Origin of the sequence: Nocardia sp. NPDC050718 (genome assembly GCF_040654235.1) — a bacterium.
Lineage (GTDB): Bacteria > Actinomycetota > Actinomycetes > Mycobacteriales > Mycobacteriaceae > Nocardia.
The window spans coordinates 325,389-352,364 of sequence record NZ_JBFAHQ010000004.1 but is presented as its reverse complement, the minus strand read 5'-3'; the positions used below and the strand labels follow the sequence as shown (position 1 = coordinate 352,364).

23 protein-coding genes are annotated in these 26,976 nt (G+C 69.9%); 6 read left to right on the top strand and 17 right to left on the bottom strand.

Annotated features, from left to right (window positions below; all coding sequences use genetic code 11):
• Window positions 1-23 precede the first annotated feature (23 nt).
• Genes AB0H54_RS20615 through AB0H54_RS20575 form a run of 9 tightly spaced genes read right to left on the bottom strand, consistent with a single transcriptional unit; the run spans window position 24 to window position 10,064 of the window.
• Window positions 24-521: an SRPBCC family protein gene (locus tag AB0H54_RS20615; protein WP_357346920.1), complete on the bottom strand. Its 498-nt coding sequence runs from the start codon at window positions 519-521 to the stop codon at window positions 24-26.
• Between the two features lie 15 nt (window positions 522-536).
• Window positions 537-1,238 carry a TetR/AcrR family transcriptional regulator gene (locus tag AB0H54_RS20610; protein WP_357346919.1) on the bottom strand — a complete coding sequence of 234 codons (702 nt, stop codon included), beginning with the start codon at window positions 1,236-1,238 and terminating at the stop codon, window positions 537-539.
• Between the two features lie 5 nt (window positions 1,239-1,243).
• Window positions 1,244-3,409: a 3-hydroxyacyl-CoA dehydrogenase NAD-binding domain-containing protein gene (locus AB0H54_RS20605; protein WP_357346918.1), complete on the bottom strand. Its 2,166-nt coding sequence runs from the start codon at window positions 3,407-3,409 to the stop codon at window positions 1,244-1,246.
• 29 nt (window positions 3,410-3,438) lie between these two features.
• On the bottom strand, window positions 3,439-4,650 hold the full coding sequence (locus AB0H54_RS20600; RefSeq protein ID WP_357346917.1) for an acetyl-CoA C-acetyltransferase: 1,212 nt from the start codon (window positions 4,648-4,650) through the stop codon (window positions 3,439-3,441).
• Between the two features lie 32 nt (window positions 4,651-4,682).
• Window positions 4,683-5,459 carry an enoyl-CoA hydratase gene (locus tag AB0H54_RS20595; RefSeq protein WP_357346916.1) on the bottom strand — a complete coding sequence of 259 codons (777 nt, stop codon included), beginning with the start codon at window positions 5,457-5,459 and terminating at the stop codon, window positions 4,683-4,685.
• Window positions 5,456-6,352, bottom strand: coding sequence for a 3-hydroxyisobutyrate dehydrogenase (gene mmsB / locus AB0H54_RS20590; RefSeq protein ID WP_357346915.1), 897 nt, complete (start codon window positions 6,350-6,352; stop codon window positions 5,456-5,458). The genes AB0H54_RS20595 and mmsB overlap by 4 nt, the downstream gene beginning before the upstream one ends.
• Window positions 6,349-7,419 (bottom strand): enoyl-CoA hydratase/isomerase family protein, encoded by a 1,071-nt coding sequence (locus tag AB0H54_RS20585; RefSeq protein WP_357346914.1) that lies wholly within the window; start codon window positions 7,417-7,419, stop codon window positions 6,349-6,351. The genes mmsB and AB0H54_RS20585 overlap by 4 nt, the downstream gene beginning before the upstream one ends.
• Window positions 7,416-8,558, bottom strand: a complete 1,143-nt coding sequence (locus tag AB0H54_RS20580) for an acyl-CoA dehydrogenase family protein (protein ID WP_357346913.1) — start codon at window positions 8,556-8,558, stop codon at window positions 7,416-7,418. Before AB0H54_RS20580 ends, AB0H54_RS20585 begins: the two co-directional genes overlap by 4 nt.
• A gap of 6 nt (window positions 8,559-8,564) precedes the next feature.
• Entirely contained in the window at window positions 8,565-10,064 is a 1,500-nt protein-coding gene (locus AB0H54_RS20575; RefSeq protein WP_357346912.1) for a CoA-acylating methylmalonate-semialdehyde dehydrogenase, read from the bottom strand.
• Between the two features lie 187 nt (window positions 10,065-10,251).
• Here AB0H54_RS20575 and AB0H54_RS20570 point away from each other — a divergent pair, with 187 nt between their 5' ends.
• The 4 genes from AB0H54_RS20570 (at window position 10,252) to AB0H54_RS20555 (ending at window position 15,776) form a co-directional block, all read left to right on the top strand.
• A complete protein-coding gene (locus AB0H54_RS20570) occupies window positions 10,252-11,409 on the top strand; it encodes an acyl-CoA dehydrogenase family protein (protein WP_357346911.1) in 1,158 nt (385 codons plus the stop codon).
• Between the two features lie 71 nt (window positions 11,410-11,480).
• Complete coding sequence (pepN, locus tag AB0H54_RS20565) at window positions 11,481-13,958, top strand: aminopeptidase N (protein ID WP_357346910.1); 2,478 nt, start codon at window positions 11,481-11,483, stop codon at window positions 13,956-13,958.
• 89 nt (window positions 13,959-14,047) lie between these two features.
• Complete coding sequence (locus tag AB0H54_RS20560; RefSeq protein ID WP_357346909.1) at window positions 14,048-14,734, top strand: DNA alkylation repair protein; 687 nt, start codon at window positions 14,048-14,050, stop codon at window positions 14,732-14,734.
• A gap of 67 nt (window positions 14,735-14,801) precedes the next feature.
• Entirely contained in the window at window positions 14,802-15,776 is a 975-nt protein-coding gene (locus tag AB0H54_RS20555; protein ID WP_357346908.1) for a zinc-binding dehydrogenase, read from the top strand.
• Here AB0H54_RS20555 and AB0H54_RS20550 read toward each other — a convergent pair.
• Window positions 15,773-16,402, bottom strand: a complete 630-nt coding sequence (locus AB0H54_RS20550; protein WP_357346907.1) for a TetR/AcrR family transcriptional regulator — start codon at window positions 16,400-16,402, stop codon at window positions 15,773-15,775. The two genes, AB0H54_RS20555 and AB0H54_RS20550, sit on opposite strands and share 4 nt — an antisense overlap.
• An 84-nt stretch (window positions 16,403-16,486) precedes the next feature.
• On the opposite strand from AB0H54_RS20550, the gene AB0H54_RS20545 reads away from it, so the two are divergent.
• Window positions 16,487-18,157 (top strand): FAD-binding dehydrogenase, encoded by a 1,671-nt coding sequence (locus tag AB0H54_RS20545; RefSeq protein ID WP_357346906.1) that lies wholly within the window; start codon window positions 16,487-16,489, stop codon window positions 18,155-18,157.
• Window positions 18,158-18,221: 64 nt separating this feature from the next.
• Here the strand turns inward: AB0H54_RS20545 and AB0H54_RS20540 are convergent, their stop codons facing one another.
• The 5 genes from AB0H54_RS20540 to AB0H54_RS20520 all read right to left on the bottom strand — a co-directional run bounded on the left by AB0H54_RS20540 (window position 18,222) and on the right by AB0H54_RS20520 (window position 23,539).
• Window positions 18,222-18,665, bottom strand: coding sequence for a hypothetical protein (locus AB0H54_RS20540; protein ID WP_357346905.1), 444 nt, complete (start codon window positions 18,663-18,665; stop codon window positions 18,222-18,224).
• Between the two features lie 187 nt (window positions 18,666-18,852).
• Complete coding sequence (locus tag AB0H54_RS20535) at window positions 18,853-19,485, bottom strand: TetR/AcrR family transcriptional regulator (protein WP_357346904.1); 633 nt, start codon at window positions 19,483-19,485, stop codon at window positions 18,853-18,855.
• Between the two features lie 65 nt (window positions 19,486-19,550).
• The gene (locus tag AB0H54_RS20530; protein WP_357346903.1) at window positions 19,551-21,116 is read right to left on the bottom strand and encodes an AMP-binding protein; all 1,566 of its coding nucleotides are present in this window, start codon (window positions 21,114-21,116) and stop codon (window positions 19,551-19,553) included.
• Window positions 21,117-21,155: 39 nt separating this feature from the next.
• Window positions 21,156-22,250 carry a saccharopine dehydrogenase NADP-binding domain-containing protein gene (locus tag AB0H54_RS20525; RefSeq protein ID WP_357346902.1) on the bottom strand — a complete coding sequence of 365 codons (1,095 nt, stop codon included), beginning with the start codon at window positions 22,248-22,250 and terminating at the stop codon, window positions 21,156-21,158.
• A gap of 11 nt (window positions 22,251-22,261) precedes the next feature.
• Complete coding sequence (locus AB0H54_RS20520) at window positions 22,262-23,539, bottom strand: NADH:flavin oxidoreductase/NADH oxidase family protein (protein ID WP_357346901.1); 1,278 nt, start codon at window positions 23,537-23,539, stop codon at window positions 22,262-22,264.
• 105 nt (window positions 23,540-23,644) lie between these two features.
• On the opposite strand from AB0H54_RS20520, the gene AB0H54_RS20515 reads away from it, so the two are divergent.
• A complete protein-coding gene (locus AB0H54_RS20515) occupies window positions 23,645-24,226 on the top strand; it encodes a TetR/AcrR family transcriptional regulator (protein ID WP_357346900.1) in 582 nt (193 codons plus the stop codon).
• Window positions 24,227-24,342: 116 nt separating this feature from the next.
• Here the strand turns inward: AB0H54_RS20515 and AB0H54_RS20510 are convergent, their stop codons facing one another.
• Together AB0H54_RS20510 and AB0H54_RS20505 are read right to left on the bottom strand one after the other, a co-directional pair.
• On the bottom strand, window positions 24,343-25,941 hold the full coding sequence (locus tag AB0H54_RS20510; protein WP_357346899.1) for a succinic semialdehyde dehydrogenase: 1,599 nt from the start codon (window positions 25,939-25,941) through the stop codon (window positions 24,343-24,345).
• A 72-nt stretch (window positions 25,942-26,013) separates the two neighbouring features.
• Entirely contained in the window at window positions 26,014-26,967 is a 954-nt protein-coding gene (locus tag AB0H54_RS20505; RefSeq protein ID WP_357346898.1) for an alpha/beta hydrolase, read from the bottom strand.
• Between the last annotated feature and the right edge of the window lie 9 nt (window positions 26,968-26,976).

Below are 26,976 nucleotides of genomic sequence, written 5' to 3'. Positions count from 1 at the left end.
GTCGGGGCCTCGGTCGGCTCGGCTCAGTGGACCGGGGTGTCGACCTTGCGGACGATGCCGCGGGCGATGGAGGCTGTGAGGCGGTTCGTGATCGGGCCGGACAGGCGCAGGAGCGGGCGTAGGGCCGCACCGCCTTCGACGGCGAAGGTCCAGGTCAGGCGGGTGCCGGTGGGGCTGGGGGTGAGGTCGATGTCTTCGGCGAAACGGCGGAGGCCGGGGATGGAGGCCGAGTCGACGGTGAAGGTCATGCGGCGTTCGTCGTCCCAGCGGTAGAAGCGTTCGGTCAGGGCGGCCGCGCCGGCGAGGGTGACGACCCGGGTGGAGCCGATACCGTAGGGCCGCGGGGAAATCCAGCGCATCCCGGTGACGGCGCCGGACCACGACACCAGCGCGTCGTCGGCGGTCAGCGCGGCCCAGACGGCGCTCGGCGGCGCGGCGATGTCGACCACGTGCACATAGCGATTCGGGGCGGTCGCGAGAAAGGTGTCATCGGATTCGTGCAGGACAAAGGACGGTGACATGGCGTTGCGGTCCATTCAGTTGTGCGGATCGAGTTCTTCTGACAATCGAGGTCTTTCGGGGCCGGTCTGCGGTCGCACCCCGGACAGGCCGTTCCAGCACAGCGCGACCGTCACATCGACGGCGTCGTGCTTGGCGATCGGGCGGCCGGCGTCGAGCCACTGCCGGGCCGCGAGGTGACTGGCGCCGACCAGGCTCCAGGCGTACATGTCGGCGGGCGCTGCGGCCACCCCGACCGCCCGCAGCTCAGCGGCCACGAGGTCGGCGCACGCCCGCAGAGCGCTGCGCACCCGCCATTCGATGCTCGGTTCGCTCGGCACCGGTGATTCGAAGACCAGCACGTGCCCGCCCGGATCCTCGTCGACGAAATCGAAGTACACCGCCACGGCCACCCGCACCCGGGACCGGGGCGTGGTCTCGGCCGCGACCGCGGTGCGGACACCGTCGACCATCCGGTCCAGATACTGCTGCAGGACCGCGAGATACAGGTCCAGCTTGTTCGCGAAGTGGTCGTAGAGCACCGGCTTGGAGATCCCGGCGCGCGCACTGATCTCCTCCATGCGCGCGCCGTGATAGCCGTTGACGACGAACACGTCCCGCGCCGCGGCGACCACGGCGCGCCTGCGATGCGCGCGCCTGCCGTCACCGCGCACCCCGCGCGCCGAGGCGACCCCGGTGCCCGGCAGCACCGGATGCCGGAAGGTCGTGTCCGTCGTCATGTCGCTCAGCCGAGCGTTTCCCCGGCGGCGGCCTTGGTGCGCAACGACTCCGGCACCTCGAACCGGTCACCGTAGGCGGCCCGCAGCTCGTCGGCGCGGGCCACGAAACCCGCCAGGCCGCCCGCGTACTGGTTGATGTACTGCACGACACCACCCGTCCACGCCGGGAACCCGATGCCGAAGATGGAGCCGATGTTCGCGTCCGGCACGGTGCGCAGCACGCCCTCGTCGAAACACCGCACAGTGTCGAGCGATTCGGCGAACAGCATCCGCTCCTGCATGTCGACAAACGAGATGCCGTGGTCGTCACGGGTGTACTTCTCGACCAGCCCGGACCACAGCCCGAGCTTCTTGCCCTCGGCGTCGTACTCGTAGAAGCCGCGGCCCTCGAGCCGGCCGGGCCGGTCGAAGTCGTCGACCATGGCGTCGACGAGCGGGTACGCCTTGGAGTCGGTCCAGCGCTTGCCCTCGGCGAGCAGATTCTCGCGCAGGCTGCGCCGGATCTTCTGCGCCAGCTTCATATTGATCTCGTCGGCCAGCGCCAGCGCGCCCACCGGATAGCCGGCCTGGGTGGCGGCCTGCTCGACCGACGCCGGGTGCACGCCCTCGGCGACCAGCGCGATCGCCTCGTCCATGAACTGGCCGATGACCCGGCTGGTGAAGAAGCCGCGGCTGTCGTTCACCACGATCGGGGTCTTCTTGATCGCGAGGGTGTAGTCGATGGCGCGGGCGATGGCTTCGTCGCTGGTCTGTTCGCCGACGACGATCTCCACCAGCGGCATCTTGTCCACCGGCGAGAAGAAGTGCAGACCGATGAAGTCCTGCTGCCGCTGCACCCCGGTGGCCAGATCGGTGATCGGCAGGGTGGAGGTGTTGGACCCGAGCAGGGCGTCGGGGTTCACCAGGTGCTCGATCTCGCCGAACACCTTCTGCTTCAGGCCCGGATCCTCGAACACCGCCTCGACGACGAAGTCGCAGCCCGCGGCGTCGGCCGGGTCGGCGGTCGGGTGGATGCGGCCCAGGACCTCGTCGTAGGAGTCCTGGCTGATCGCGCCCTTGCGCAGCGCCTTGTCGAGCAGTTTGCGCGAGTAGTCCTTGCCGCGCTGCGCCGCCTCGAGGGTGACGTCCTCGAGCACGACCTGCATGCCGGCGCGGGCCTGCACATAGGCGATGCCCGCGCCCATCATGCCCGCGCCGAGCACGAGGACCTTCTCCGGCGTGCGCACGGGGAAGCCTTCGGGGCGGCTGCCGCCCTTGTTGATCGTCCCCAGATCGAAGAACAGGGACTTGATCATGTTGGTGGAGACCTGACCGCAGATCAGGTTGGTGCAGTAGCGGGTCTCGATCGCGAACGCGGTGTCGATGTCGACCTGCGCGCCCTCCACGGCCGTGGCCAGCACTGCGATCGGCGCCGGCATCGGCGCACCCTTGAGCTGCTTGCGGACGTTGGCCGGGAACGCGGGCAGGTTGGCCGCCAGCGCCGGGCTCGACGGGGTGCCGCCGGGGATCTTGTAGCCCTTCACATCCCACGGCTGGGCCGCCTCGGGATTGGCCGCGATCCAGGCGCGAGCCCTGTCGAACAGCTCCTCGCGGGTGGCGGCGACCTCGTGGATGATCCCGGCCTGCAACGCCTTCGCCGGCTTCATCCGCTGGCCCTGACCCACGACGTTGAGCACCGCGTCGGTGATGCCGAGCAGCCGCACCGTCCGGGTGACACCACCGGCGCCGGGGAGCAGGCCGAAGGTGACCTCGGGCAGGCCGAGCAGGCTGCCCTTCGCGTCGAGCGCGATCCGGTGGTGGGTGGCGAGGGCGACCTCGAAGCCGCCGCCGAGCGCGGTCCCGTTGATCGCGGCGACCACCGGCTTGCCGAGGCGCTCGAGCCGGCGGAACGCGGCCTTGTAGGTGTCGAGGCCGAGCGCGATCTCCGGCGCGGTCTCCGGGGTCGCGTTCATCAGCAGATTCAGGTCACCACCGGCGAAGAAGGTGTCCTTGCCCGAGGTGAGGATGACACCGTCGTAGCTGTCCTTCTCGGCTTCGAGCCGGTCGACGGTGGCGGTGAGGTCGCGCGCGAACGCCTCGGTCATGGTGTTGGTCGACTGGTTCGGGTCGTCGATGGTGAGCACGAGCACCCGGTCGGCGCCGAGGTCCCAGCCGATCATGTTCTCTGTCATGGTCTTTCCTCTGTCTCCGGGTCCGGCGCTCAGACGCGCTCGATGATGGTGGCGATGCCCATGCCGCCGCCGATGCACAGCGTGATCAGCGCGCGTCGCGCTCCCCGCCGCTCGAGCTCGTCGACCATGGTTCCGGTGATCATGGCGCCGGTGGCGCCCAGCGGGTGCCCCATGGCGATGGCGCCGCCGTTGACGTTGAGCTTCTCGTCCGGGATCGCCAGCTTCTTCTGGTAGTTGAGCACCACCGAGGCGAACGCCTCGTTGAGCTCGAACAGGTCGATGTCGTCGACGGTGAGCCCGGCCAGCGCCAGCACCTTCTCGGTCGCCGGGACCGGGCCGGTCAGCATGATGGTCGAGTCGCTGCCGCTCACCGCGGACGCCACGACCCGGGCGCGCGGGGTGAGACCCGCCGCGGCACCGGCGGATTCGCTGCCGATGAGCACCAGCGCCGATCCGTCGACGATGCCCGAGGAGTTGCCGGCGTGGTGGACGTGGTCGATCTTCTCGACCTGGTGGTAGCGCTGCAGGGCGACCGCGTCGAACCCGCCCATCTCCCCCATCGCCGCGAACGACGGGGTCAGCCCGGCCAGGCTCGCGACCGTGGTGTCCGGGCGCATGAACTCGTCGTGGTCGAGCAGCACGGCGCCGTTGATGTCGGTCACCGGAACGATCGACTTGGCGAAGTAGCCACCCGACCAGGCCGCCGCCGCCTTCTGCTGCGAGCGCACCGCGAACGCGTCGACATCCTCGCGGGTGAAGCCCTCGATGGTGGCGATCAGGTCCGCGCTCACGCCCTGGGGGACAAAGTAGGTGTTGTAGTTGGTGACCGGGTCCATCGCCCAGGCGCCGCCGTCGGAGCCCAGCGGGATCCGCGACATCGACTCCACGCCACCGGCGATCACCAGCTGTTCCCACCCCGAGCGCACCTTCTGCGCCGCGGTGTTGACCGCTTCGAGGCCCGACCCACAGAACCGGTTGAGCTGCACACCGGCCACCGTGTCGGGCAGCCCGGCCGCGAGCGCCGCCGTCTTGGCGATATCGGCGCCCTGATCGCCGACCGGGGAGACCACGCCGAGGACGATGTCATCGATGAGCGCCGGATCGAGCCCGGGGTAGCGGACCTTCAGCTCCTCGATGAGCCCGACCACCAGGTCGAGCGGTTTGACGCCGTGCAGGGCGCCGTTCTTCTTGCCGCGACCGCGTGGGGTGCGGATCGCGTCGTAGATGAATGCCTCGGTCATGGTTCCTCGAAACTGTGTCGTGTGATGACAGGTCAGCGATGGGTGAACTGTGCGGTGCGCTTGTCGACGAAGGCGTTCATGCCTTCCTTCTGGTCCTCGATCGCGAACAGCGAGTGGAAGACCCGGCGCTCGAAGCGGATGCCCTCGGCCAGCGTGGTCTCGAAGGACCGGTTCACGGCCTCCTTCGCGATCATGGTGACCGGAAGCGACTTGGCCGCGATGGTCTCGGCGACCTCGGCGGCGACGTCGAGCAGGTCGTCGGCGGGCACGATGCGCGAGACGAGCCCGGCCCGTTCGGCTTCCTCGGCACCCATGTTGCGGCCGGTCAGCACCAGGTCCATCGCCTTGGCCTTGCCGACCGCCCTGGTGAGCCGCTGCGAACCACCGATGCCGGGGATCACCCCGAGTTTGATCTCGGGCTGCCCGAACTGCGCGGTGTCGGCGGCGATCAGGATGTCGCAGAGCATGGCCAGCTCGCAGCCACCGCCGAGGGCGTACCCCGCGACCGCGGCGATGGTGGGCTTGCGGAACTGCGCCAGCCGGTCCCAGCGGGCGAAGAAGTCGTCCATGAACATGTCCATGTAGGACTTGGGCTGCATCTCCTTGATGTCGGCGCCCGCCGCGAAAGCCTTGGCGGAGCCGGTGATCACCACCGCGCCGATCTCGTCGTCGCGCTCGAGCTCGTCCAGGGCCGCGACGATGTCGTCGAGGACCTGGGTGTTGAGCGCGTTGAGGGCCTTGGGCCGGTTCAGGGTGATCCAGCCGACGCGGTTCTTACGCTCGAGCAGGATCGTCTCGTACTCGGTCATGCGGTGGCCTCCCCGGAACGCTCCCGGATGTCGGTGACGATGGCCGAGAAGTCCCGGCGCGCGTCGGTCTGGTTGAACCGCTCGTAGATCGCGGCGGCCAGCTCGCCGAGCTGCCCGTCGATGCCGTTGGCGCGCAGGGCATTCGCGGCCAGCGTGAGATCCTTCGACATCAGCGCGGTCGCGAAACCGGGCTGATAGTCGTTGTTGGCCGGACTCGCCGGAACCGGGCCGGGGACCGGACAGTAGCTGGTCAGCGCCCAGCTCTGGCCCGATGCCGTGGAGACCACGTCGAAGAACGACTGGTGGCTCAGGCCCAGCCGCTCACCGAGCACCAGGGCCTCGGACAGGCCGATCATGGAGATGCCGAGCAGCATGTTGTTGCAGATCTTGGCGGCCTGGCCGACGCCGGCGTCACCACAGTGCACGACCTTGCCGCCCATCACGTCGAGAATCTCGCGCGCGTCGGCGAAGTCGGCGGCCGCACCACCCACCATGAAGGTGAGGGTGCCCGCGGTCGCGCCCGCAACGCCACCGGAGACCGGGGCGTCCAGCGGCCGGTGACCGGCCGTCACCGCCTGTGCGGCAGCGGCTTTCGCGTCGGCAACATCGATCGTCGAACAGTCGATGAACAGCGTGCCCGGCGCCGCGGCGGGCAGCAGCTCGGCGTAGACGTCGAGCACGAGCTTGCCGTTGGGCAGCATGGTGATCACCACGTCCCGGTCGGCAGCCGCGTCGGCGGCGACCGAGACCACGGTGGCGCCGTCGGCGCGTGCCTGCTCCTGTGCCGCGGGCACCGGATCGAAGGCGACCACGTCGTAGCCCGCGCGCACCAGGTTCGCCGCCATCGGCGCACCCATGTGGCCGAGGCCGAGGAATCCGATCTTCTTGCTCATCGCTGCGCCTCCTGCGTGGTCGCGCCGAGTTCCTTGTCCCCCAGTGCGGCGAAGTACGCCGCCACCTGCTCTTCGCCGACCTCGGTCAGCGTCGCCGGCTCCCACCGCGGATTGCGGTCCTTGTCGATGACCTGGGCGCGAATGCCCTCGACCAGGTCGTGCGAGCGCAGCGCGGCGATCGAGACCCGGTATTCCTGATCCAGCACCGCCTCGAGGCTCGGCAGCTCCCGCGCGGCGCGCAGCGAGCGCAGCGTGACCTTCAGCGAGACCGGCGACTTGGCCAGCAGGTCCTCGGCGGCCTTGGTCGCCTCGGGCGAGTCGGCGGTCTGCAGGCGGGACGCGATCTCCTCGACGGTGTCGGCGCTGTAGCAGGCATCGATCCAGCTCCGCTGGGCGAGCAGCTCCGAGGCAGGTGCCGGTTCGGCGACCGCCGCGATCGCCGCGTCGACCTCGGTCGTGCGCAGCGCGTCGAGCAGTGCTGGCAGGGCAGCCGAGGGCACGTAGTGGTCGGCGAAACCGGCCGCGATCGCGTCGCCCGCGCTCATCCGCGCGGTGGTCAGCGCGACGTGGGTGCCGATCTCGCCCGGCGCCCGCGACAGCAGGTAGGTGCCGCCGACATCGGGGACGAAACCGATCCCGACCTCGGGCATGCCGATGCGGGAGCGTTCGGTGACGATGCGGTGGCTGCCGTGCCCGGACAGGCCGACACCGCCGCCCATCACGATGCCGTCCATGATCACCACATACGGCTTGGCGTAGCGGCCGATCAGCGCGTTGAGGTGGTATTCGTCGCGCCAGAACACCCCGGTCGGCGAATCGGCGTTCGCCGCACCGCCTTTCGCGTCGGCGTGGATGGCGACGATGTCACCGCCCGCGCACAGTCCGCGCTCGCCCGCGCCGCGCACGACGACCGCGCGCACCGCGTCGTCGTCGGCCCACGTGCGCAGTGCCTCGGTGATCGCCAGTGCCATCGGGTGGTTGAGCGCGTTGATGGCCTTGGGCCGGTTCAGGGTGATGAGGCCGAGGCCGTCTTCGACGGTGATCAGCACTTCGGGTTCGTCGGTCATGCCGCTCCTGTCAGCGTGCGGGCCACGACCACCCGCATGATTTCGTTGGTGCCCTCGAGGATCTGATGGACCCGCAGGTCGCGGACGATCTTCTCCAGGCCGTATTCGTGCAGGTACCCGTACCCGCCGTGCAATTGCAGCGCCTTGTTGGCGACCTCGAAGCCGGCGTCGGTGGCGAACCGCTTGGCCATCGCGCACAGTTCGACCTTGTCCGGTGCCCCGGCGTCGAGCGCGGCCGCGGCCCGCCACAGCAGGGTCCGGGCGGCTTCCAGCTGGGTCCGCATATCGGCCAGTTCGAACTGCAGCGCCTGGTTGTGCGACAGCGGTTTACCGAAGGCGTGACGTTCGGCCAGATACGGGACGGCCTTGTCCAGCGCCGCCTGCGCGCCGCCGATCGAGCACGCGCCGATATTGAGCCTGCCGCCGTTGAGGCCGTTCATCGCGATCGCGAAACCGTCGCCCTCGGCGCCGAGCCGGTTGGCGACCGGCACGCGCGCGTCCTCCAGGATCACCTGGCGGGTGGGCTGGGCGTTCCAGCCCATCTTGCGCTCGTTCGGCCCCACCGTCAGGCCGGGAGTGTCGGCCGGGACGATCAGCGCCGAGACGCCACGCGCGCCGTCGCCGCCGCCGGTGCGCACCATCATCACGTACACGTCGTTGGCGCCGGCACCGGAGATGAACTGCTTGGCGCCGGTGAGGATGTAGTCGTCACCATCGCGGACCGCCTTGGTACTCAAGGCCGCCGCGTCGGAACCGACACCCGGTTCGGTGAGGGCGTAACTGCCGAGCAGTTCCATCGACGCCATCCCGGGCACCCAGCGATGCCGCTGCTCCTCGGTGCCGTACGCATCGATCATCCAGGTCGCCATGTTGTGGATCGAGATGTAGGCCGCTACGGCCGGGCACCCGGTAGCCAGCTCTTCGAAGATCCGCACGGCGTCGAGCCTGCGCAGCTGTGAACCGCCGACGTCCTCGCGCACATAGATCCCGCCCAAGCCGACCGGGCCCGCCTTGCGGAGCACGTCGACCGGGAAGTGTTTGCGCTCATCCCATTCCAGCGCGTTCGGCGCGAGGAATTCGTCGGCGAACTGGCGCGCGGTCTCACCGATCGCGCGCTCGTCGTCGTTGAGAGTGAACACGGCCGGTCAGTCCATCGTGGGGATGACGAAGGCGTTGGACTCCTTCAACCCCGCGGGCCAGCGCTGGGTCACCGTCTTGGTCTTGGTGTAGAAGCGGATCGAGTCCGGGCCGTGCTGGTTCAGATCACCGAAGCCCGAACGCTTCCAGCCACCGAAGGTGTAATAGGCGATCGGCACCGGGATCGGCACATTGATACCGACCATGCCGACCTGCACGCGCGCGGCGAAATCACGCGCGGTGTCACCGTCACGGGTGAAGATCGCGACACCGTTGCCGTACTCGTGCTCGTTGGCCAGCCGCAGACCCTCCTCGTAGTCCTCGGCCCGCACCACGGTCACCACGGGACCGAAGATCTCCTCCTGGTAGATCCGCATGTCCGCGGTCACCCGGTCGAACAGGCTCGCGCCGACGAAGTAGCCGTCCTCGGCACCCTCCACGACCAGCCCACGGCCGTCGACGACCAGCTCGGCACCCTCGTCGACACCGATCTGGACGTAGTTGTTCACCCGGTCCACGCCGTCACGGCCGACCAGCGGACCGAAGTCGGCACCCGGATCATCGGACCGGCCCACATTGAGCTTGTGCACCCGCTCGGTCAGCTTGGCGACCAGCCGATCGGCGGTCTCCTCCCCCACCGGCACCGCCACCGAGATCGCCATGCAGCGCTCACCCGCGGAACCGTAACCCGCGCCGATCAGCTGATCGGCGACATCGTCGAGGTCGGCATCCGGCATCACGATGGCGTGGTTCTTCGCCCCGCCGAAGCACTGGGCCCGCTTGCCGTTGGCGGTCGCGGTCTCGTAGATGTACTGCGCGATCGGGGTCGAGCCGACGAAGCCGACCGCCTTGATCCGCGGGTCGTGCAGGATCGTGTCGACGGCTTCCTTGCCGCCGTTGACCACGTTGAACACCCCCGGCGGCAGACCCGCCTCGAGGAACAGCTCGGCCAGGCGCAGCGGCACCGACGGGTCACGCTCGGACGGCTTGAGCACGAACGCGTTGCCACACGCCAGCGCCGGTCCCGCCTTCCACAGCGGAATCATCGCCGGGAAGTTGAACGGGGTGATACCGGCGACGACACCGAGCGGCTGACGCATCGAGTACACGTCGATCCCGGTGCCCGCGCTCTCGGTGTACTCGCCCTTGAGCAGGTGCGGGATACCGACGGCGAACTCGATCACCTCGAGGCCGCGCTGGATGTCGCCCTTGGCGTCGGCGATCGTCTTGCCGTGCTCCGACGACAGCAGCGCCGCCAGGCTGTCGATCTCGTCGTTGACCAGGGTCAGGAACTTCATCAGCACCCTGGCCCGCTTCTGCGGGTTGAACGCCGCCCACACCGGCTGCGCGGCCGCCGCGTTGGCGATGACCGCCTCGACCTCGGCGGTGTTGGCCAGCGGGACCGTGGCCTGCACCTGGCCGGTGTTCGGATCGAACACCTCACCGAACGCGCCCGAGGCGCCCTTGACGTGCTGTCCGTCGATGAAGTGGGTGAGTTCGCGAACCATGCCAGTCCTTAGTCGTGGGTCGGTGCGCCGGAGCGCAGGTGAATGGAGCTCCAATAGTTGGATGTCCAATCAATTGATACCATGGAGCACTATTGGCGGTTTGTCAACATCTACTCGTTCTATTGACAGAATGCCAACAACTGCTCACTCTGGTGCGCAGCCCATCGACATCAGGGAGAGGAACCCGATGACCACCGCCGAAACCGACCGCGGCATCGACGCCGAGTCGGAGCTGCAAGGCCTGGCCGAGCTGGCCCGCACCTTCTTCGCGAACACCGTCGCGCCGCATCGCGAGGAGTTCGCCGCGCAGGGCTTCCCGAGCCGGGAGGTCTATCGGCAGGCCGGCGAACTCGGCCTGCTGTGCATGTCGATCCCCGAGGAGTACGGCGGCGGCGGTGGCACCTTCGCCCATGAGGCCGTGCTGTTCACCGAGCAGGTCAAGGGCGGCGATTCCGCCATGCAGCTCGGCGTGCACACCGGCATCGTGCCGCACTACATCCTGGCCTACGCCTCGGAGGAGAACAAGAAGCGCTGGCTGCCCAAGCTCGCCTCCGGCGAGTGGATCGGCGCCATCGCGATGACCGAGCCCGGCACCGGCTCCGACCTGCAGAACATCGCCACCAAGGCGGTCAAGGACGGCGACGACTACGTCATCACCGGCGCCAAGACGTTCATCTCCAACGGCCGCAACTGCGACCTGCTGATCATCGCCGTCAAGACCGATCCGACCCTGGGCGCCAAGGGCGTGTCGCTGGTGGTCGCCGAGGTCTCCGACGACACCCCCGGCTTCGAACGCGGCAGGCTGCTCAAGAAGATCGGCCAGAAGGGCCAGGACACCACCGAGCTGTTCTTCGACGGGCTGCGCGTGCCGCAGGCCAACCTGCTCGGCGCCGAGGGCGAGGGCTTCATCCAGCTCATGCAGCAGCTGCCCCAGGAGCGGCTGATCTGCGGCGTCGCGGCCGCCGCGGCGATCGAAGCGGCCGTCGCCGAGACGCTGGCCTATGTCAAGCAGCGCAACGCTTTCGGCAAGCCGCTGTTCGCCATGCAGAACACCCGGTTCGAGCTGGCCGACTGCGCGACGATCGCCGAGGTCGTGCGGACCTTCGTCGACTCGGCCGTCGAGAAGCACCTGCGCGGCGCGCTGGACGTGAAGACCGCCGCGATGGTCAAGTACTGGACCACCGATCAGCAGTCCCAGGTGATCGACCGGTGCGTGCAGCTCCACGGCGGCTACGGCTACATGGAGGAGTACCCGATCGCCCGGATGTGGGCCGACGGCCGCATCTCGCGGATCTACGCCGGCGCCAACGAGGTCATGAAGGACCTCATCGCCCGCTTCCTCTGACGCGCGACGCCTGATCGAGGCCGTGACGCCGAGCGGCGGCGTCGCGGCGCTCGGGCTGGCAGGATCGACGCGTGACTACCGCGAACCTGACCCGTGCCGAGACCGCCGCCCGATCGGCCGCGGTCACCGTCCGCGCCTATCGCGTCGACCTCGACCTGTCCGGCACCACCGACCACACACGGGACACCTTCGCCACCACGACGACCGTGGAATTCGACGCGGCCGTGGACCGGACCTGGCTCGACTTCCTCGGCGAGTCGGTCGAGTCGGTGACGGTGAACGGGCAGGACGTGCCCGTCGACTACGACGGCGCGCGGCTCACGATTCCCGATCTCGCCGCGGCGAATACGGTCGTGGTGCGCGCCACCGGCCGCTACAGCCGCTCGGGCGAGGGCCTGCACCGCTTCCTCGACCCGGCCGACGGCGCGACCTACCTGTACACCCAGTACGAGCCCGCGGACGCCCGCCGGGTCTTCGCGTGCTTCGAACAGCCGGACATGAAGGCGCCCTTCACCTTCGTGGTGACAGCGCCCGCGGGCTGGGAGGTGGTGTCGAACCGGCCGATCGCGGCGATCCAGGACGAGGGCGCCCGGCAGCGGGTCGAGTTCTCCCCCACCCTGCCGATCTCCACCTACATCACCGCGATCGCGGCGGGCCCGTATCACCGCGTCGAATCCTCCTGGGCACGAGACGAACTCACGGTCCCGCTCGGGGTCCTGTGCCGCGCGTCCCTCGCCGGGCACCTCGACGCCGACACGATCCTCGAGGTGACGAAGCAGGGACTGGACTTCTTCGCCGAGCACTTCGCCTACCCGTACCCCTGGGGCAAGTACGACCAGATCTTCGTCCCCGAGTACAACCTCGGGGCCATGGAGAACCCGGGCCTGGTCACCTTCACCGAGGCCTATGTCTTCCGTGGCGTGGCCACCGCCGCGCAGTACGAGGGCAGGGCGAACACCATCCTGCACGAGATGGCGCACATGTGGTTCGGCGATCTGGTGACGATGGTGTGGTGGGACGACCTGTGGCTCAAGGAGTCCTTCGCCGACTACATGGGCGCGCTGGCCAGTGCCGAGGCGACCGAGTGGACCGATGCCTGGGTGGCGTTCGCGAATCGCCGGAAGGCGTGGGCGTATTCGCAGGACCAGCTTCCGACGACGCACCCGATCGTCGCCGACATCGGCGACCTCGAGGCCGCCAAACTCAATTTCGACGGCATCACCTATGCCAAGGGCGCGAGCGTGCTCAAGCAACTGGTCGCCTATGTCGGGCGCGACGAGTTCTTCACCGGTGTGCGCCGGTACTTCCGCACGCACGCGTTCGGCAACACCACCCTGGCCGATCTGCTGACCGAGCTGTCGGCGGATTCCGGCCGCGATCTGGCGGGCTGGGCACGCGCCTGGTTGCAGACGACCGGCATGTCGACGCTGATGCTCGACGACGGCACGATCGTGCAGACCGACCCGCGACCGCATCGGCTCGCCGTCGGACTCTACGACTTCGACGCCGCGGGTGATCTGGTGCGCCGGGATCGGGTGGAGCTCGACCTCGTCGCCGAGCGGACGCCGGTCGCCCTCGAGCCCGCGCCGCTGCGCCTGCTCAACGACGGTGACCTCACCTACGCCAAGGTCCGGCTGGACACCGATTCACTGGCCACCGTGGAGAAGTCGCTGGATCGGGTCACCGATCCCCTGGCGCGCGGATTGATCTGGTCGGCGCTCTGGAACGCCGCGCGCGACGGTGAACTCGAGGTCGAGCGGTATCTGCGGATGGCCCGCGACTTCGCCCCCGCCGAATCCAACACGGCCCTGCTCGCCGCGGTACTCGCCAACGTCTCCTTCGCCATCGGCCACTACCTGCCCGCGGCGGACCGGGAGCGGTGGCGCGGCGAATGGCTCGAATCATGCTGGGCCACTCTGCATTCCGCGGCACCGGGCTCCGGCGATCAGCTGGCGTGGGCGCGGGCGACCGCGACCGCCGCCACCGTCGACGGCCGCCGGGCCGCCGATATCCGCGCGATCCTGCTCGGCGACGCGCCCGCACCGGACGGTCTGGCGCTGGATCCCGATCTGCGCTGGCAGCTGTGGACCGCCCTGGCCGCGACAGGTGCCGCCACGGAGGCCGAGCTGGACGCCGAGCTCACCGGCGACAGCACCGCCTCGGGCCGGACCGCCCATCGCCGGGCGCTGGCCGCCCGCCCGGAGCCGGAGGTGAAGGCCGCCGCGTGGGCCGCGGCGCTCGGCGACACCACCTTGACCAACGATCATCTCGACGCCGTCATCGACGGGTTCCGCGCCGGGCAGCGCCGCGACCTCGTCGCCCGCTACGACGACGAGTACTTCGCGGTGCTGCGGGAGGTGTGGGAGCAGCGCAGTATCGAGATCGCGCGGCGCATCGTCCTCGGCCTCTTCCCCGCGGCCGACTCGCTCGACCAGGTGGACGCCTGGCTCGACGCGCATGCCGACGCACCGGGTGCGTTGCGGCGCTTGGTGATCGAACAGCGCGACCATCTCGCCCGCGATCTGCGGGTCCGCGCGGGCGGCCGGTAGCCCGCGGTCCCGACCTCGGGTGGGCGAGGTCGGGACCGCCGCCGGACGTACGCTGACAGCGCAATGACCCGACCAGCGAGGAGACCGGTGTGACGACCAGTTCGGCGCCCCAGACCACGGTGGACGAGGTGCTGGCCGAGCTGGCCGCCCTGGCCGACCCGAAGATCCTCGCCGTCAACACCCGGCACGGCGACGACCACGCGGTCAACCTGACCAAGCTGCGCGCGGTGGCGAAGGCACTGAAAACCCAGCACGAGCTGGCCGGCGAGCTCTGGGCGACCGGTGACACCGCCGCCCGGCTCGTCGCGATCCTGATCAGCCGCCCCAAGGCCTACACCGCCGCCGAACTCGACGCCATGCTGCGCGACGCCCGCGTCCCCAAGGTGCACGATTGGGTCGTCAGCTACCTCGTGAAGAAGAGCCCGCACGTCGAGGAACTCCGCATCGCCTGGTTCGCCGACCCCGACCCGGTCGTCGCCGGTGCGGGCTGGGCGCTGACCAGCGACCGCGTCGCGAAGTCCCCGGACGGACTCGACCTGCCCCACCTGCTCGACCTCATCGAGTCCCAGATGAAGGACGCCCCCGACCGCCTCCAATGGGCCATGAACGAATGCCTGGCCACCATCGGCATCCACCACCCCGCCCTACGCCCCCGCGCGATCACGATCGGCGAATCCCTCCGCGTCCTGGAGGACTACCCCACCCCACCCAACTGCACCTCCCCCTACGCCCCGATCTGGATCACCGAAATGGTCCGCCGCAACACCCAGCCCTAGCACGACGGCGATCCCCGCCGGCGGAACCCTTGACCTCGAGTCCACTCGAGCTTCTAGGTTCGCCGCTATGCGAGCAATCATGGCGGCAGAATTCGGCGGACCCGACGTTCTCGAGCTGGTAGAGGTGGACCCACCCGAGCCCGGCCCCGGACAGGTGGTGGTGGAGGTAGCTGCCATCGGAGTCACCTGGATGGATACGCGGATCCGAGCCGGCAACGGGCCAACGGTGTTCCCCGTTGTTCCCCCCTTCGTTCCCGGCAGTGCGGTCGCGGGAACGGTGACCGCACTCGGCGCGGACGTTGCGCACCACTGGCTGGGAACCCGGCTCGTCACCCGCGCCGCCGGCGGGTATGGAGGCGCGTACGCCGACGCCGTTCTCGCGGACGCCGATCCGAACTCCGCCTTTCCGATACCGGCTGCGCTGAATTCCGTTGCCGCCGTGGCATTGATCGACGACGGTGCCACCGCACTGGCGCTGGTGGAACGGGCCGTGGTCGCCCCGGGCGACCATGTTCTCGTCGCGCCCGGTCTCGGCGGGTTGGGACACCTGGCATCGCAGCTCGCGCGATCGGCCGGCGCTCACGTCATCGCCGCGGTCGCGGGGCAATCGAAGCTGACTCGCGCTCGCAGCCTGGCCGATGACGCGGTCGACTATTCCCAGGCGAACTGGGCCGATCAGGTCCGGGCGATTACCGCTGACCGCGGGCTGGATGTGGTGTTCGACGGGATCGGCGGTTCGATCGGCACTGCCGCGGCGGAATTACTGGTCGACGGGGGACGATTCTCCGGCTACGGGATGGCGAGTGGTTCGGAAGCTGTTCTCGCGCAGCGCGATCGGCAGCGCCTGCGGGTTTCGGACATGCGTCAGCTACCGGAATTCTGGCCGGAATCCGCCCGACGGGTGCGCGAGGTGCTCACCAGCGCGGCCTCGGGCCTGCTCGGTCCGATCATCGGACGGACCTATCCGCTCGCCGAGGCGGCGGTCGCGCACGCCGACATCGACGCGCGCCGGTTCATCGGCAAGCTGGTGTTGACGCCCTAGTCGCGGGTCCGGGGTGGGGCGACGATGCCGAGGCGGGTGATCAGGCGGGCCAGCCAGTCTCGGGCGGCGGGCTGGTCGTTGTCGAGCAGGAGTTGGACGGTGACGCCGTCGTAGGCGGCGACGACCGAGTGGGCCAGTTCGGCGATCGAGCCGAGTTCCGGGGGCACGGTGAAGCCGCTGGCGGCGAGTTTGTCGGCGATGGCGGCGCGCAGCTGGGCGCGGTGGGTGATCAGGCGGGCCGCGATGTCGGGGCGGCGGGCGGCGTGGGTGAGGAAGTCGGTCTTCACCAGGAGCCAGTCGCGGTCGAGGAGCAGGGTCGCCGACAGCCGGTCGACGAAGCCTGCCACGTCCGCGGGGTCGTCGATCGCGGCGAGCGCGTCGCGCACCTGTCCGGTGATCAGGGTGGCGCGCTGGTCGTAGAGGACGAAGAACAGTTCCTCGAGACTGTCGAACTGGGAGTAGAACGCGCCCCGCGTGTAGCCCGCCGCGCCGCACACGTCCTCGATGCGCACCAGCCCGAAACCCTTCTCGGCGAACACGGAGAACGCGGCCTCGAGCAGGCGCGCCCTGGTCTCGGCCCGGCGCCGGGTCACGCGGGGTGGCTTGGCCGTCTCGGTCGTGTTCACGGATCGACGATACCTCCCACCATCAGATGCATTAGTGTATCCGATGCAGCAATGAAGCTTTTGCGGAGAGTGGAGGTAGTCCGGATGGATGCCGATGTCATCGTGGTCGGCGCGGGCCTGGCCGGCCTGGTCGCGACCCATGAGCTGACCCGCCGGGGCAAGCGTGTCCTCGTGGTCGATCAGGAGAACGCGGCCAACCTCGGCGGGCAGGCGTTCTGGTCCTTCGGCGGGATCTTCCTGGTCGACAGCCCCGAGCAGCGCAGGCTGGGCATCCGGGACTCGTTCGACCTGGCCTGGAACGACTGGAGCGGCAGCGCGGGCTTCGATCGGCTCGACGACGAGGACAGCTGGGCCGCCCGCTGGGCCCGCGCCTACGTCGAGTTCGCCGCGAGCGAGAAGCGTTCCTACCTCACCGATCTCGGCATCGGCTTCGTGCCGTCGGTCGGCTGGGCCGAGCGCGGCGACCTGCGCGCCGAGGGCCACGGCAATTCGGTCCCCCGCTTCCACGTCGCCTGGGGCACCGGCACCGGTGTCGTCGGGCCTTTCACCGAATCCGCGCTCCGCGCCGCGGACGCCGGACTGGTCACCTTCCGGCATCGGCACCGGGTCGACGAGCTGGTGTTCACCGACGGCGCCGTCACCGGCGTGCGCGGGGCGATCCTGGCCGACGACGACGCCGAACGCGGCGCACCGTCCAACCGGGACGTGGTCGGCGAGTTCGACTTCGGCGCCGCGGCGGTGGTTCTCGCGACCGGCGGGATCGGCGGCAATCACGACACGGTCCGGCGGCACTGGCCCGCGCGGCTCGGCGCGCCGCCGGCGCACATGATCACCGGCGTCCCCGCGTATGTCGACGGGCGCATGCTCGATATCGCCGCCGACGCCGGTGTCCGGCTGGTCAACCGGGATCGCATGTGGCACTACACCGAAGGCATCCGGAACTGGGATCCGATCTGGCCCGAGCACGCGATCCGGATCCTGCCCGGTCCGTCGTCGCTGTGGTTCGACGCGCTGGGCCGTCGGCTGCCCGCCCCGTACCTACCCGGCTACGACACCCTGGGCACACTGCGCTACCTGCGCACCACCCCCGATCTGGCCGAGCACGACCATTCCTGGTTCGTCACCACGCAGCGGATCGTCGCCAAGGAGTTCGCGCTGTCGGGGTCGGAACAGAATCCCGACATCACCGCGAAGAACCGCGTCGGGATGATCCGGGAACGGGTCTTCGGCAAGGGCGCTCCCGCGCCGGTGGAGGCGTTCAAGCGGCACGGCGCCGACTGGGTGGTCGCCGACACGCTCGACGACCTGGTCGCGAAGATGAACGCACTCACCGAGCGGCCGCTGCTCGACCCGGATCGTCTGCGCGAGCAGATCGTCGCCCGGGATCTCCAGGTGGACAACGCGTTCAGCAAGGACGCCCAGATCCAGGGCATCCACAATTCCCGCCGCTACCTCGGCGACCGCATCACCCGCACCACCGCACCGCACCGCATTCTCGACCCGGCCGCCGGACCGCTGATCGGCGTGAAACTCCATGTCCTGACCCGCAAGTCGCTCGGCGGCATCCAGACCGACCTCGACTCCCGCGCGCTCGGCGCCGACGGCACTCCGATTCCCGGGCTCTTCGCGGCGGGCGAGGCCGCGGGCTTCGGCGGTGGTGGTGTGCACGGCTACAACGCGCTCGAGGGCACGTTCCTCGGCGGGTGCGTGTTCTCCGGGCGAGCGGCGGGCCGGGCGGCAGCCCAGGACGCCTGACCAGCGGAACGCGAACGGCGCCCCCGGAATCCCGGAGGCGCCGTTCGCGCACCGCGTCAGCGGATCAGGCGGTGCGCACCGCAGTGACGATCGCGACGACCGCCGCGGACAGCGCCGCGAGCACGACCCCGCCGAGGACGACCGCGGCGGCCGCGACCGTGAACTGGGCCCAGCCCACCATCAGCGCGGCCACGCCGAGCACCACGAGAACTGCGTCGACGCTCACCGAGGCCAGCACCACATCGTCGCGCTCCAGCAGCCGCGGAGCCAGGGCGACGGTGGCCAGGCCGAGCAGGACCGAGACCAGGCCGACCGCGACGAAGACGGGGACGGCCAGTCCGGTGCCGACCTCGACCCCGAGGATCAGCGCGGCGAAGGGGACGAGGCCGTAGAGCACGCGGATCGCGCCCACTCCGCGCAGCGTCCACGCGGACGCGTCGACGGGGGCGCCCCCGGTGGAGGTCCGGGTCGCGTACGCCATCTGCACAGTTGCCACCTGGCTGGTCATATCCCGCTCCTTCGATATTTTCACACTTCCGTGCAATTGCACGATGATGTGAAACTACGCCCGCTGCACAACCCTGTGCAAGAACTCGTGGGGGGACTCACAGCGCTTCGGATACGTGCCGGGCAGCACAGTCGGAGCCGTTCGCGGACAGCGTGATTCGTCGAGCGGTCGCCCGCCCGCGGCACAATCAGTGCGGTGCTGAGGCCGCCGCGGTCCGGGCGATCGCCGCGGCGGTGGAGCGGTCGACACCGGCCGCGATCAGACAGGTCAGGGCGGCGTCGCGCCCGGCGTCGGCGTCGACCCACTCACCGTCGCTGTGCGCGTTCAGCAGCGCGAGCACCAGTGCCGTGAGCACCCTGGCGATCGCGGCGGGCGGGAGATGGTCGGCGAAGGTTCCGTCGGCTTGACCGGCGGCGATCAGGGTGACCAGCCGGGTGCGGACGGGCGCGAGGCGGTCGGACATCCGGGCGCGCGACCCGGCTTCGTCCAGGCGCAGCAGCAGCTGGAACTCGTCGCCGACCGCCCACAGCGCGACGGTCATCTCGGCGATCACCGGAGCGGGCGGCTGCGCCGTGTCGATGCCGTCCAGTGCCCGGCCCACCTGCTCGAAGGCTTCGTCGAGCATGCCGTCGATCAGCGCTTCCCTGGTGGGGAAATGTCCGTAGAGAGTGCGGCGGACCATGCCCGCGGCGGCGGCGATGTCTTCCATGCTCGCCGCGGGGTTGCGCAGCAGCTCGTCCCCGGCCACGGCGAGGATGCGTCGCCGGTTGGCCAGGGCGCGCGGCCCGAGGGCGGCGGTCGAGTGCGTCGTCGCAGTCACGTACTTCCTTTCGCCCACCACCCTCCCACACCTGCGCGGGGGCGGGCAAAAGACCCTCCGGAGGCTCACCGGATGCGCCGATCCTCCTCCGCCCAGGCCGCTTCCCGCAGGACGTACTTCTGCACCTTCCCGGTCGACGTGCGCGGCAGCGGCCCGAACGTCACGGACTTCGGCGCCTTGAACCGCGCCAGCCGCTCCCGCACGAAGTCGACGAGTTCGCCCTCGGTCACGCTCATCCCTTCTTTCAGTGCCACATACGCGGCGGGCACTTCACCCCATCGCTCGTGCGGTACCGCGATCACCGCCGCTTCCAGCACCGCGGGATGGTCGGCGAGTGCCTGTTCGACCTCGACGGAGGCGATGTTCTCGCCGCCGGAGATGATCACGTCCTTGCTGCGGTCCCGGAGTTCGATGTAGCCGTCGGGGTGGACGACGCCCAGGTCACCGGTGCGGAACCAGCCGTCGGGGGCGGCCGCGGCGGTCGCGTCCTCGTCGTCGAGGTAGCCGAGCATCAGGTTGTTGCCGCGCAGGGCGATCTCGCCGACCGCGTGGCCGTCGGCGGGCACATCGGCGCCGAATGCCCCGATCACCCTGGCCCGGCACGAGATCATGTTCCCGACGCCTTGCCTGGCCTTCAGACGCGCCTGAGCGTCCTCGTCCAGCCCGTTCCACTCCGGCCGCCAGTCACAGATCATCGCCGGGCCGAAGGTCTCGGTCAGCCCGTACAAGTGAGTGACTTCGAACCCGAGTTCGCCCATGCGGCGCAGGATGGCCGGGCTCGGTGGGGCTCCCCCGGTCGCGACCCGCACCGGCGGCGTCACCGGATGCGCCTGCGGCGCGTAGGCGAGCATCGAGAGCACCGTCGGCGCGCCGTTCAGATGGGTGACACCCTGCTCGGCGATCAGCCGCCAGACCTCGCCGGGATCCACCCTGGGCAGACAGACGTGGGTGCCACCGACCGCGGTGACGGCCCACGGGAAACACCATCCGTTGCAATGGAACATCGGCAGCGTCCACAGGTGCACCGACGACGGCGACAGACCGGTGTGGCCCACCATCGCCAGCGCCTGCAGGTAGGCGCCACGATGGTGGTACATCACACCTTTCGGCTTTCCGGTGGTGCCCGAGGTGTAGTTGATCGACAGCAGCGACCGCTCGTCGGCGGGCAGGACGGACGACGGTGTGGCCGCGGCGAGGAGCCGCTCGTACCGTCCGTCCGCGACGATCACCCGCGGCGGCGTCGACATTCCCGCCAGCGCCTCGGCGAGCACCTCGTCGAGGGCCGGATCGACCACCACCACAGCGACTTTCGCGTGGTCGAGCACGTAGGCGATCTCGGCGGCCGCGAGGCGGGTGTTCAGGGCGACGAGCGCGACACCCGCCCAGGGCACACCGAAATGTGCTTCCAGCAGGACATGGGTGTTCGGCGCGAGGACCGCCACCGGTCGCCCCTCGGCCAGCGGCTCGAGCGCGCCGGCGAGCCGGCGGCACCGCTCCCGCAACTGCGTGTAGGTCCATCGGTCGTCGCCATCGATGACGGCGATCCGGTCGCCGTGGGCGTCGGCCGCCCGGTCCAGGAAGGCGACCGGCGTCAGCGGCTCGAAGGACAGACGATCCAGATGTGGCGACATGCGTCGTCTCCTCACAGGTGGTTGACGGCTGGACACGGCTCAGATCGGCCGGAGCCCGACTTCGGCACAACCGGCCACGAACTGGCCGAGCCCGAAAGCCTCGACGGGGCCGACGACGCCCGCGGTGTGCGGTGGCGTCGTCGCCAGCCGCTCGGCGGCCCATGCCATCAGTTCGCCGGTCAGGCTGTACGCGCTGGGGCCTTCGACGTGCACTTCGGCCAGCGGGCCGTACGCACCGGACGCGACGGCGACGACCTGTGAGCGGGTGCGCGCCCGCTCGGCGGCGTCGGGACCGCCGGGCGGGCCGATCATCGGCCGGGTGAGCACCCCGATGGTCTTGCGGCCGAGCGGGATTCGCGTCGCGACCGCGGTCAGCGCCGAGAGCGCCACGAGCGGGCGGCTGAGTCTCGGAAACCAGCCGTTGTAGACGGTGACGTCGTCCAGGGTGGGAAAACCGGTGGGCAGGAACAGCACCTCGGTGCCGGAGACGAGCGTGGCGTACTTGCGCTTGCCCCCGATCTCGAAGCCGCGGACCCGGGATCCGGTGCGCTCCTCGACGAGTCGTCCGCCACGTCGGCGCGCGGACGGCAGCGTCAGGCCGTCGCGCAGGGTGCTGCGGGTGCCGTGGCTCAGGCCGCGCCGGAGCGAGCCGTTCGCGAAATAGCCGATGTCGAGCGCGCGCAGCTCCGAACCGGCCTTGCGGGCGGCGAGCGTGCCCGCCAGGATCCCGGGAACATAGTCGTAGCCGAACGCGGGCAGCATCAGCGAACCGGTCTCGCGGGCCCGCTCGTGCAGCTCACGGCGCAGGTCGAGGACGAATCCGACCTCGCCAGTGGAATCGATGTAGTGCGCGCCTGCCTCGGCGGCCGCGCGGGCCACGCCGTGGCCGAACCGTTCGAACGGGCCGACGGTGCTGATGAGCACGTCACCGCGACGCACCAGGCGGGTGACGCCGTCCGCGTCGGTGGCGTCGACGACGACGGTGGCGAGGCCGCCCGCGCGTGCGGCGATCACGGCGAGGGCAGCGCCGTCGCGCCCGGCGAGCACGGGGGCCAGGCCACGGCGCAGCAGCGCGTCGAGGACGAGCCCGCCGGTGTAGCCGGTGACGCCGAGCAGGACGATCCGTCCGGTCATCGCGTTCTCCCTCATCGTGCCGCCGCCGCGATCGCCTGCCGCCGCTGCTTCGACGAAAGCCACTGCGCGTAGCGGCGCAGGGCCCGCGCCTGGACGCGCTGGTCGGCGATCATCGCCAGGGCCGGGCTGACACTGAAAGCCGGCGCCGACCCGGTCGCCATGCGGCGCATCTGGTAGCGGACCATCGCCATCTCGGTCGCCGAGGCGAGCGCCTTGTCGGTCCAGGTCACCGGCTTCATCGACCGGGGCGCTTCGCGACCGTCACGCCAGCGGCGCGGCAGGTCGGGGGTGACCGCGAGGGCCGTCGCCATGCCGACCACCTCGACCTTGTTGGCCAGGACGCGACGTGCGGTCTCCTGGCGGGAGATGCCGCCGGTCAGCATGAGCGGCAGCGCGCTGGTTCTGGCCAGGTCGGCGGCCAGTTCCAGGAAGTAGGCCTCGCGGGCGGCGATACGGCCGTCGACGGGTCGGCCGGACATGGCCGGGCTCTCATAGCTGCCGCCGGACACCTCGACGAGGTCGACCCCCGTCGAGGCGAGCATGCCGATCACCGTGTGCGCGTCGGTGGCGTCGAAACCACCGCGCTGGAAGTCCGCGGAATTCAGCTTCACCGCCACCGCGAACGACGGCGCCACCACCGCGCGAATGCCGCGCACGATCTCGACCAGGAATCTGGCCCGATTCTCGAGCGAGCCGCCCCACTCGTCGGTGCGATTGTTGACCAGCGGCGAGAGGAACTGCGACAGCAGATATCCGTGTGCGGCATGGACTTCCACACCGTCGAATCCCGCTTCCTCGGCGCGCTGGGCGGTGGTGACGAAGCGCGTGATGGTGGCCTCGATCTGCCCGGCGGTCATCGCCACCGGCTGACCGAATCGCTTGGTATGGCGGCCGAGGTCGACCCCGATGTCGGAGGGACCCCACACCACGCCGGGCATCCGCGCCTGCACCTGCCGCCCCGGGTGACTGATCTGCATCCACATCGTCGCGCCCGCCGCTTTGCCCGCCTGTGCCCACGCCACGAACGGCGCGAGCGGGGCGTACGCGTCCAGGACGATGCCGCCGGGACCGGTCAGCGCTTCGGCGTGCACCATCACGTTGCCGGTGATCAGCAGGCCGGTACCACCGGCACCCCAGCGCCGGTACAGGGCGACCAGGCGCTCGTCGGGAATCTGCCCGATGCCCGCCATCCCCTCCTCCATGGCCGCCTTGGCGATCCGGTTCGGCAGGATGTGGCCGGATCGCAGTCGCAGCGGCGAGAACAACCCGCCCGGGTCCGGACTCGACATCGATGGCTCCTTTCGGGCACGCATATTGACACTGCTTACATTCGTGCGTGAGCGCCAACGGTAGGGATAGATGTAAGCATTGTCAACACTTGCTAAATTGATCCCATGGCACAGTCGAGCACCTCGTACCATCACGGCGATCTCCCCAGCGCGCTGGTGCGGGCCGCCGTGGAGCTCCTCGAGGAGGACGGCGCGGCGGACCTCTCGCTCCGCGCGGCCGCCCGCCGGGCCGGGGTGTCCACGGCCGCGCCGTACCGGCATTTCGCCGATCGGGACGCACTACTGTCGGCCGTGGCGGCCGTCGGTTACCGCGACCTGGCCGAGCAGCTCGTGGCCGCCAGTCCGACGCCGAGCACGTCCGAGGACCTGGCCGCGATCGCGGTCGCCTACGTGCGCTTCGCCCTGGCCCGGCCCGCGCTGTTCCGGGTGATGTTCTCCGATCCCTGCGATCCGACCAGCCCGGAACGCGTGGCCGCCACGACCGCGATCCACGAGTACGTCAGAGCGATTGTGCGCCAGGTGTTTCCCGACGGCGACGAGGACTCGCTCGCGACCGCGATGTGGGCGCTGGTCCACGGGCTGGCATTCCTCTACCTGCACGGGAAATTCGATCCCGACGGGCTCGACGACCGCGTCCGCGCCACCGTATTCGCGGTGCTCGATCTCCCGGGCCGCGCACCCTCCTGAGGCGATCCGAGCCCGTCAGACCCTCCACGCCCGGGGTGATTGCTCGACCGTCGACCGCGCCACCGCATCCGGCCGAACGGAATTCACCGCTCGGGCCGGAGACCGAGGGCCGGTGCTCAGTGCGCGCCGACCCGCTTCAGGCCCTTCAGCACTGTCGTCAAGGTGGTGGCCCACGCGCTCTGCGACAGGCCCGCAGGCGCGTCGAAGCCCAGGAGTCGCTGGTGGGCAACGGTTTGCGCCTCGGTGTACTTCAGCATGCCGTCGGCGCCGTGCCGCCTGCCCAGGCCGGAGTCACCCATACCGCCCATCGGGGCGTCGACACTGCCCCACGCCGCGGCGTAGGCGTCGTTGACATTGACCGTGCCCGCGTGCACCCGCGCCGCGACCGCACGACCCGTGGCGCCGTCGCGCGTCCAGACACTCGCATTGAGTCCGTACGCGGTGGCATTGGCCCGCTCGACCGCCTCGTCGATGTCGCCGAAGGAGTAGATCGAGACGACCGGCCCGAAGGTCTCGTGGTCGTAGAGCGTCATCTCCGGGGTGACACCCGTCAGAATCGTCGGCTCGTAGAACAGCGGCCCGAGGTCGGGCCTGGCACGGCCACCGGCCAGCACCGTCGCGCCCTTGGCGACGGCGTCCTCGACATGCGCGGTGACGGTGTCCAGCTGCGACCGGTTGGTCAGACAGCCGACATCGGTGCTGTAGTCGTAGGCCGCGCCGATGGTCAATGCCTCGGTGCGGGCGACGAACGCGGCCACGAACTCCTCCCGGATCGACTCGGCCACATACATCCGCTCGATGGAGACACACAGCTGTCCGGTCGAGGAGAAGCAGGCGGAGACGGCGCCCGCGGCGGTGCGCGCGATATCGGCGTCGTCGAGCACGATCATCGGGTTCTTGCCGCCGAGCTCCAGGGAGGCGCCGATCAGGCGTTCACCGGCGTCGCGGGCGATCTTGCGGCCGCTGGCGGTGGAACCGGTGAACATCAGGTAGTCGGCGTTGTCCATCAGTGGCGTCCCGATCGAACTGCCGCGACCGACCACCATCTGCCACACGCCCTCCGGCAGACCGGCTTCGCGCAGCAGGTCCAGCGCCCACAGCGCGGTCAACGCGGTCTGGGTGTCCGGCTTCTGCACCACCGCGTTGCCCGCGAGCAGCGCCGGAATGGCATCGCCCGCACCCATGCTCAGCGGGTAGTTCCAGGGCGAGATGATCGCGACCACGCCTTTGGGATGGCGCAGTTCGGTCGTGTGGGTCAGCACCGGAATCGCGCCGCGCCGCCGCTTCGGGGCGAGCAGCTTCGCGGCGCCGCGGGCGTAGTACCTGGTGGCGATCGCGATGTCGGTGACTTCGAGGAAGGCGTCACGGCGGGTCTTGCCGTTCTCGGCCTGCATCAGGTCCAGCACCTCGTGCTGACGGTCGAGCAGCAGATCGTGGAATCGCAGCAGGATCGCCTTCCGCGCGGCCACCGGGGTGGCGGCCCACCCCGCCTGGGCGACGCGGGCGCGCGCGAAGGCGGCCTCGACGTCGGCGGGCGTCGAGACCGGCAGGGTCGCCAGGGGTGCCCCGGTGAACGGAACGGTGGTGGTGACCTGCGCGGCGTCGGGCGCGGCCGTGACGTGCGCGGCCAGCCGCCGGATCACGGCCTGCGTCAGCGACGGTGGGAGATCCGCGCCGCGGTGGGTCGTGGGTCGGGGTGCGTGGTCGAGGGACATGTCGGACTCCATGGTGTCGACGTCCCGGCCTGCCGGGTTCGGCGCGCGGCCGGACCCGGCAGGGGGACGGATTCAGTGCAGTGCCGCGCGCAGGGTGTCCTGCGCCAGCTTGATGGCGGCGTTCGCCGCCTGGGTCGAGCGCATGGCGTTGATCATCACGAAGTCGTGGATGATCCCGCCGAAGCGCACCTGGGTGACCGGTACCCCGGCCGCACGCAGCTTGGCCGCGTACGCCTCGCCTTCGTCGCGCAGGACGTCGGCTTCGCCGGTGATCACCAATGCCGGTGGCAGCCCACGCAACTCGTCGAGCGAGGCACGCAGCGGCGCGGCGTAGATCTCCGCACGCTGCGCGTCGTTCTCGGTGTACTGATCCCAGAACCACCGCATGCCCTCGCGGGCGAGGAAATAGTGCTCGGCGAACTGACGGTAGGACCCGGTGTCGAAATCGGCGTCGGTCACCGGATAGAACAGCACCTGCTGGGTGATGTGGACGTCGCCGCGATCCTTGGCCATCAGGGTGAGGACGGCGGTCATGTTCCCACCGACCGAGTCACCCACCGCCGCGAAACGGGAAGCGTCCAAGCCCTTCTCGGCACCGTGGGCGACCACCCACTGGGCGGCGGCGTAGTTCTGTTCGATGGCCGTCGGGTACTTCGCCTCGGGCGACAGGTCGTATTCGGGGAACACGACGGCGGCGTCGGCGCCGACCGCGAGTTCGCGGACCAGGCGGTCGTGTGTGTGCGCGTTGCCGAAGACCCAGCCGGCGCCGTGGATGTAGAACACGACGGGGAGGGTGCCGGTCGCGCCCGCGGGTTTGACGATGCGGACCCGCACCGATCCCGTCGGCCCGCCGACGACGGTGATCCACTCCTCGTCGATCGCGGGCTTGCCCTCTTCGCTCGCCTGGACCTCGTCGACCGCCTTGCGCCCCTCGGCGGGCGGCAACTGGAACAGGAACGGTGGGGTGTCGGTGGCTTTCGCGAACTCCGCCGCCTCGGGCTCGAGAACCGGCTCGATCTGCGTCATCGTGCTCTC